6 protein-coding genes and 2 pseudogenes are annotated in these 6899 nt (G+C 60.8%); 3 read left to right on the top strand and 5 right to left on the bottom strand.

Annotated features, from left to right (window positions below):
• Window positions 1-526: 526 nt before the first annotated feature.
• Window positions 527-1033, top strand: a complete 507-nt coding sequence (locus FS320_RS35015) for a hypothetical protein (protein WP_152716982.1) — start codon at window positions 527-529, stop codon at window positions 1031-1033.
• 237 nt (window positions 1034-1270) lie between these two features.
• Here FS320_RS35015 and FS320_RS45475 read toward each other — a convergent pair whose 3' ends face one another.
• Window positions 1271-1423 carry a hypothetical protein gene (locus FS320_RS45475; RefSeq protein ID WP_153885368.1) on the bottom strand — a complete coding sequence of 51 codons (153 nt, stop codon included), beginning with the start codon at window positions 1421-1423 and terminating at the stop codon, window positions 1271-1273.
• 2 nt (window positions 1424-1425) lie between these two features.
• Between FS320_RS45475 and FS320_RS48775 the strand changes: the two are divergent.
• Window positions 1426-1567 (top strand): annotated as a pseudogene (locus FS320_RS48775) (IS6 family transposase); the annotation flags it as partial.
• Between the two features lie 189 nt (window positions 1568-1756).
• Window positions 1757-3493: a SulP family inorganic anion transporter gene (locus FS320_RS35005; RefSeq protein ID WP_152716981.1), complete on the top strand. Its 1737-nt coding sequence runs from the start codon at window positions 1757-1759 to the stop codon at window positions 3491-3493.
• A 748-nt stretch (window positions 3494-4241) separates the two neighbouring features.
• Here FS320_RS35005 and FS320_RS51060 read toward each other — a convergent pair.
• The 4 genes and pseudogenes from FS320_RS51060 to FS320_RS47275 all read right to left on the bottom strand — a co-directional run.
• Window positions 4242-4346 carry a DUF3309 family protein gene (locus FS320_RS51060; RefSeq protein ID WP_420846815.1) on the bottom strand — a complete coding sequence of 35 codons (105 nt, stop codon included), beginning with the start codon at window positions 4344-4346 and terminating at the stop codon, window positions 4242-4244.
• Between the two features lie 239 nt (window positions 4347-4585).
• Window positions 4586-4780, bottom strand: coding sequence for a hypothetical protein (locus FS320_RS35000; protein ID WP_152716980.1), 195 nt, complete (start codon window positions 4778-4780; stop codon window positions 4586-4588).
• Between the two features lie 420 nt (window positions 4781-5200).
• Window positions 5201-6090: pseudogene (locus FS320_RS34995) on the bottom strand (LysR family transcriptional regulator).
• Window positions 6091-6679: 589 nt separating this feature from the next.
• Window positions 6680-6899: hypothetical protein (locus FS320_RS47275; RefSeq protein ID WP_210252232.1), on the bottom strand; the 220-nt coding region annotated here is incomplete at its 5' end.

The raw sequence follows: 6899 nt of genomic DNA, 5'->3' as shown, positions 1-6899 counted from the left end.
CGCGGTTCGATGCGGCTGAAGCGGGGAGCAATGCGGGTGACGAGATCGTCCAACTGATCGGCCCAGCGGTGGGCCTCGCTTGCGTCTGTCATGGCGCGACACCTCCGTGTCTAAGACAACGCACAAGACCCGGCTGTAGTACTAGAACGTCTTTACGTCGAGGGCGCATGTGGGATCTGCTGCAAACTCGCTCCTTACTTGTCGGTTGTAACAGATCCCGGGGCGATCTCATGCCCTTCCCGCTGCCCGCTTCCGGTCAGTGCCAGGTTGATCTGACGACGCCAATCCAAGTATCAGGCTGGGAAGTGTTGTCATGGCGCAGGTCAAGCCGCCACACGAATGAGACACGGGATCCGTCCGCCACAGGGTGCATCATTGAGATCTCTCGCTTCCTCTCGGTCTTGGCAGTGGGCGCCGATCACATCGGAATTCGATGGCGCTGACGGAGGCGGCTCAATTCCTTCCTGATTGACAGGCATGGCCCTCGAGGATCACCCTTCCGAGGGGCGCTATACGGATGGCCGTCATGGACAGTTTCGATCACGTCCTGAACTGGAAGCTGAAACGAGGCTCACACCTGTTCCCCGGCCAGGATGGGGGAACCTGCATCAACGAGGCGGCCATCGTCGCGGCCGACTTCCCGTACCAGCCCGTCTATGCCGTCGAGGACATGCCAGACTGCTTCTCGCGCCCGATCTGCGCGCTGACGATGCAGCTGAACGATGAGGCCAGCGACGAGGAGCGGCAGCAGCTGCTGCCCTTTGTCATCCGACTGGCCTGTGCTGATACGGCAGAGGTTGAGCAGCAGCGGAACGTCTATATCGCCTCGCGTCTGAGATACTGTCGCTCGGTCCGGGAGGGGATTGATATCCTCGAAGGTGCGCTGGCCATGGGCCGCCAGGCGGACGAGCTTGCGCCGGAGCAGGTCGGAATCAGGCTGGATGCTGTGCAACGGGGCGCAGCCACGGCCGCGTCGGTGTCCACCCTTCCCGCGCTCTTTCACATCGGGATTGGGTTTGCCCCTGTTCTTTAAGAGCAACACCGGGCTTGGTTCGACCAGCAAGACAGAGCTAAGGCGCATTGGGCGGGAGATGGACCCTGCCTGAGCCCAAACGGCTGGGTTGTATTAACCTTGGCAGTGTAACGGATTGCGGCCTCCGAAGGAGCCACCCCTGTGTGAATTTTCAAGCGCCGCCGCTTTCCGGTCGAGATCATCCTGTTGTGCGTGCGCTGGTACTGCAAGTACGGGACGGCGTACGAGCTGTCCGGGTTAGTGATTGTAATTTGACGACCGTCGCCCGATGAACCCCGCCCGCACGAGTAGCATCACCGTGACCGTTATCATGGCAGTCGGCAGTGCAACAGCGAGAACGAGGAAGGCCTCCCGGCTGCCGAGCGCCTCGATCATCCATTGAAAGTTCATGCGAGGAGATGCTGCTCGAGCGCGCCATCGGTGGCCTCCCATGAGACGGTCCGCCGATGGGGCAAGAAGTTCGGGCCGGAATGTGCCCGCCGGCTGCGTCGTAAGCCACCCAGCCACCATGACGTCTGGCATCTGGACTCAGTACGGTCACCAACCGATCCGTGCAACACGGCCACGGTCGGCGCAGGGATACTGGCCCTTCCGAGCACAGGCAACGAGCACACCCATGGCGACCCTGAGGCACCAAGGAAATCCTGCCCCTTAGGAACTCGACCGGTCGAGCAGCGGTTTTCGTGCCGGCTTCTGATCTCGTTCCGTTGAAAGAACCCACTCATGACGGGCGCCGCACATACTTCGCCCACGGGCACCTCACAGAGCCGGGCTAACCATTTCCGGCTTCCAATGCTTCAAGGAATCCTGCCCATCAGTTGGGCGCGTATACCAGCTGACATCCTCGCCGGCCTCACTCTGGCGGCGCTCGCGATTCCTGAAGTCATGGGCTACACGAAAATTGCGCAAGCGCCTGTGATCACCGGTCCTTATACGCTCCTGATCCCAATGGCGCTCTTCGCCCTGTTCGGGTCGTCCCGTCACCTCGTCGTCGGCGCCGACTCGGCGACTGCGGCCATCCTGGCGAGCGGGCTAAGCGGCCTCGCGACGCCAGGTTCTGCCGGATGGGTCGCCCTGGCGAGCCTGCTTGCGTTGCTCGCAGGCGGGATCCTGCTCATTGCCCGCGTCGTCCGACTGGGGTTTCTGGCGGACTTCCTGTCCCGGACCGTCCTCGTCGGCTTTCTGACCGGGGTCGGCGTCCAGGTCGCAACAGGCGAGCTGCCTGGTCTCCTCGGCCTGCCCGGCGGCGGACACGGGGTCGTGAGCAAGCTCACCAACGCGGTACGGCAGATTGGGCAGGTGAACCCCTACGACCTAGCAATCGCTGCAACGGTGATCGGTGTGATCTTAGGGGCACGGCAGGTCTCAAGACGGATTCCTGGCGCACTGATTGCCGTTCTGGGTGCCATTCTGGCGAGTTGGGCCCTTGACCTGAACGCCCGCGGGGTGGCGGTGCTTGGCGCAGTTCCGAGCGGTCTGGCTCAGCCGGGTCTGCCGCAGGTGGACTGGAGTTTTGACTTGTTGGAGCGCCTCGTTCCAACTGCGGTTGCAATGTCCGTGGTCATCTTGGCCCAGAGCGCTGCCACGTCCCGGGCTTATGCTGCGCGTCACAGTGAACGGCTCAATGAGAACACCGATCTGGTTGGATTAGCTCTGGCGAACATTGGAGCAGGACTGACCGGAACGTTTGTTGTGAACGGCAGCCCAACCAAAACGCAAATGGTCGACAGCGCCGGAGGCCGCAGTCAACTAGCCCAGATCACGACGAGCTTGATCGTGCTCGTGGTATTGCTGTTCCTGACGCGGCCGTTGGGCTACATGCCGAATGTCGTCTTGTCAGCCGTGGTGTTTCTGATCGGCCTCGACCTGATCGATCTCGGGGCAATGCACCAGAACTACATCGAGAGGCCCTCGGAATTCTGCGTCGCTCTGATTACGGCACTGGCCGTCATGTTCATTGGCGTCGAGGAGGGTATTCTCCTTGCGATGGCACTTTCCCTTCTTGACCATGTGCGCCGCGGATATCGGCCCAGGAATGGGGTGCTGGTGCGGGCGAGCTCAGGAGGCCTGCGGATGAGGCCGGTGGCTGAACCGGGTCAGATCAGGCCAGGCCTCCTGGTGTATCGCTTTAATCACAGCATGTATTACGCCAATGCCGAGCAGCTCTCGCAGCAGACTCGCGCTCTGGTCGAGAACGCCGAGCCGCCCCTGCAGTGGTTCTGTATTGACATGGCAGCCGTCGATGACGTCGACTTTTCGGCAGCCGCAACGCTTCGGTCACTGCACGGTGTTCTACATCGGAAAGAGGTCAGGCTTGTGCTGGTCGAGGTATCAGACGACGTTCGGGCCGAGTTGGAGCGCTATGGTCTCGTCAGCCTGTTCGGCCAAAGTGCATTCTACGAAACCATTCATGAGCTGGTGAGCGCTTTCGAGACCGGCAGACGCAGACTGGCCCAATAGACCCATAGGGCGGACAGGGATGGTCGATCCGACGCTATTAGATCAAGCCTTGGGCGAACTGGTCAGGTTGAGGGCTATGACGGGCCGTCGCGCCCGTTTCCGGGCCGGATCGTACGCATCGGCGCTGCAGGAGTGGGCCGCGCGTCTGTGCGTGGATCCCCTCAAGCTTAACAAGCTGGTTCTCATCAAGGAAGCGATCTCACGCCACCATCTCCGCTAGGCCCGGTAGAATTCTTCTCGGAGACACCAAGCACGTTCACCGTGCTCCAGCGAGCGGCTGAGGAGAACTGCTCTGACCAACCTGTAACAGAACACAGGGCTCTGCTCAGCTCATATAGTATCGTGGGCGTTCACCTGCGAGGTGGGAGCGGTCAGAAGCCCTTTTGGGACATAGCGGAACGGATCACTTCGCCCTCCTCGGCCACTCCGCTCGATCCGGCGGCACTTGAGCAGGGATCGACAGGCGTTGCTGACCTGCTGGGGATAGCTGGCACCGCCAAACGGGGCCGCGGCAATCTCGGTCTCGGTCAGGCCTGGGCTGTGGGCCCCCAAGCGCCTCAATATCATCGGCACCCGCCATTCCAGCACTTTTGGGATTCCTGCGGCAGGAGAGCGTGACTCAAGCGGCACCTCAATCACCCTGTTGGATGGCGTCAGCACGGGTGCCAGTGGTGTCTGAGGACCCAGTACATCTTTATTGTGGATCGGAACCCAGTGAACCGATCCACTTCCTGCATGGGCTGATGCCTCAAAGCCGCCGTGTTAGAATCAGTGCAAGCGTTATGGGTGCAAGCAAGCCAACGCTGAAGCTCGGTCTGTAATCCCAACTGGAGCTGTATCCAGACAAGGCCACGCCAGGATCAGCAGAGCCGACGCATGAGCGAATGGACTATCATCCTCAAAGCCGCTGAAGCAGCAACCTGCAGGCATACGCACCAGTGAAGAAAGGCTTCTGATCTCGGGCCATAAAAGGTCTTGCGGCAGAGGCACTCCGAGCAAACAGTGACCCTTGAAGCCGGAAGCACGAGCCGCGTTTAGATCCGATTGTCTTGAAAGACGTCAGGATCGGATTGGGCTGAAGCCAAAGTCGCCTCAGTAGCCAAACGATTGTGCTGTGTCAGCGATCTCGGTCAGGGGAGCCTTGCTCACATAATCATAGATCGCATCAAGCTGCTCAACAGTGGTATCCGGATGGCTGATCACGGCGCCGACCCAGCGGGCAATGGAAACGACTTCGGAATGGCTGGGCGCAGTTTGATTGATGGAGCGCGCTCTCATGGCCGGCATGGGGATCTGGCATTGTGCATTCATCGGATCCGGTTCCTTTCCACTGAGGAGCCCCACGCCTTGAATTGTCGCCGGTTCGGATTGAGCAATAATGACAGCTCCGCATCCGGTCCATGTTCTTTGGAGGCAGCAGCCGCCTGTTCCCCGCCTCAAAGGAAGTAGACCTCCTAATGCTCACCCTTTACTGGTCCACTGGCACGGCCGCCGCGGTCATCTTCCGAATGCTCTGAAAAGGCACCATATCCACCCAAGCCCATCTGTCTGGATGGCAGATCTGGAGCGCATCCTACCGCCGCCAGTGTCAGCAAGCGTTTCGGCCGGCTACGACGGCGTCCTGATAACAGCGACTGGCACACTCTTGCCTGCCTGACTGCCGGGGCGGTTCCGCCGAAGGATTGAGCCTCCTGACCGCGTGGAACGCTAATAGGCCCAACGCTGCGCCTTCGCGACGAGAAAGTCCCGGAAGGCCTGAACCCGCGCCACCGAGCGCATCGCTTCCGGGTACACCAGATAGCTGTCGAGCGCGGGCATTGCGACCTCCTCCAGAACTCGTTTGACCTTCGGGTTGCCGTGCATCGTATAATCCGGCGCCATGCCGATCCCGGCTCCCGTCTCGATGGTGTGCCGAAGAGCCAGGCTGTCGTTGACCACAAACCGGCTCGGGCGCGGGCTCTTGGGAGCTCGGCCCAGGTTCGGCAGACGGTGCAAGTCCAAGATAAAGGCAGGCTGGTTGCCGCCCAAGCAGACGATGCGGTGATGATCGAGATCCTCCACACGCCTAGGCTCGCCAAAGCGATCGAGATACACATGCGAGGCATAGGCATGATAGTGGATGGTGAACAGGCGCCGCTGGATCAGTTCCGGCTGGACTGGACGCCGCCGCCGGATCGCGAGATCGGCCTCCCGCATCACAAGATCCAGCTCATCGTTGCTCAGAATCAATTGCACGTTGACCTCAGGGCAAAGGTCAAGGAATTCTGCGATACGGTTGGTGAGCCAGAAGCCGCCGATCCCGACCGTCGCCGTGACCTTGAGATCGCCAGCGGGCCGCTCACTGGTTTCGGTAAAACGCTGGCGCGTCGCCTCCAAGGAGTGGCGCATCTCGTTTGCGGCGCGGAACAGCATGTCGCCGTGCTCTGTCAGGATGAGCCCGCGGGAATGGCGCTGGAAGAGTGGAACATTCAGATCCTGCTCCAGGCGCTGATGTGACGGCTCACCGAGGATTGGTTGAGCCCGAGCCTCTCGCCGGCCCTGGTGAAGCTCCCGGCCTCGGCCACCTCATAGAAGAGCTTGATCTTGTCCCAGTCCACGGCGATCCCTCACGATGACAGCTGAACACGGGAACGGAAGAGGCGGTCTCAACTTAGAAACATGATGGTGCAACGCAAAAATTTTATGTCGCAACGCAGTATAAGCAAGCCCCAGATTGCCGCACGATGCAGGGTTCGGTTGCACACTCTGACGCAGGCCTTTGCAGACCAGACGAGGCCTCTGTTCAGCAGCGTCGCTGAACCGAGCAGCAATAAAATAACCCTTGCCCCCTGTCGTTTACGGGTGCGTTGGCCGCTTGGGCAGAGATCAGGGATAAGTCGAGTCGGATCAACCGATCTTAGCAACCGGCTGAGCGGCCAGTGAATACGACAGATGGATGTCGGTTCGGTCTGAGCAATTGACCATGCCCAAGATCAGACGGCCCTTCACCCCGCTCTGCGACTGCGTGTGAGGCATCGTCTCCACCAAGAGGAGGATGGCGCCTTGGGTGCTTCGCCACTGCTTTGGGCGAAATCGACCATATGCTAGGTTATAGTCCTGTCATTTGCGTGGCGTACCTGATCCCGCATCCGCCAGCGGTGGAGGAAGCCGTGGAACGTCTCAGCGAACCAAGCCTGAACGACTTGCTCAGAGAACCAATCGTGCGGCAGCTGATGGCCCGCGACGGGGCGTCGGAGCGTCAGGTGCGGGCCATTGCCCTCCGGGCGCGGCGCCGCCTTGGTCGGGTAGCCGGGCTCCGTTACCGAAGCCCAGCCCCCTCAGAACCGGACGTGACGATTGCTCGTCATCCGGCTCAAGCCTCAGCCGCCCGATACCCGACCTGCTGATGGTGTTGACGGTGGCACCA

Origin of the sequence: Microvirga tunisiensis, assembly GCF_009296175.1 — a bacterium.
In the GTDB taxonomy this organism is placed as follows: Bacteria; Pseudomonadota; Alphaproteobacteria; order Rhizobiales; family Beijerinckiaceae; genus Microvirga; species Microvirga tunisiensis.
This window is presented reverse-complemented; position numbering and strand designations above follow the sequence as displayed.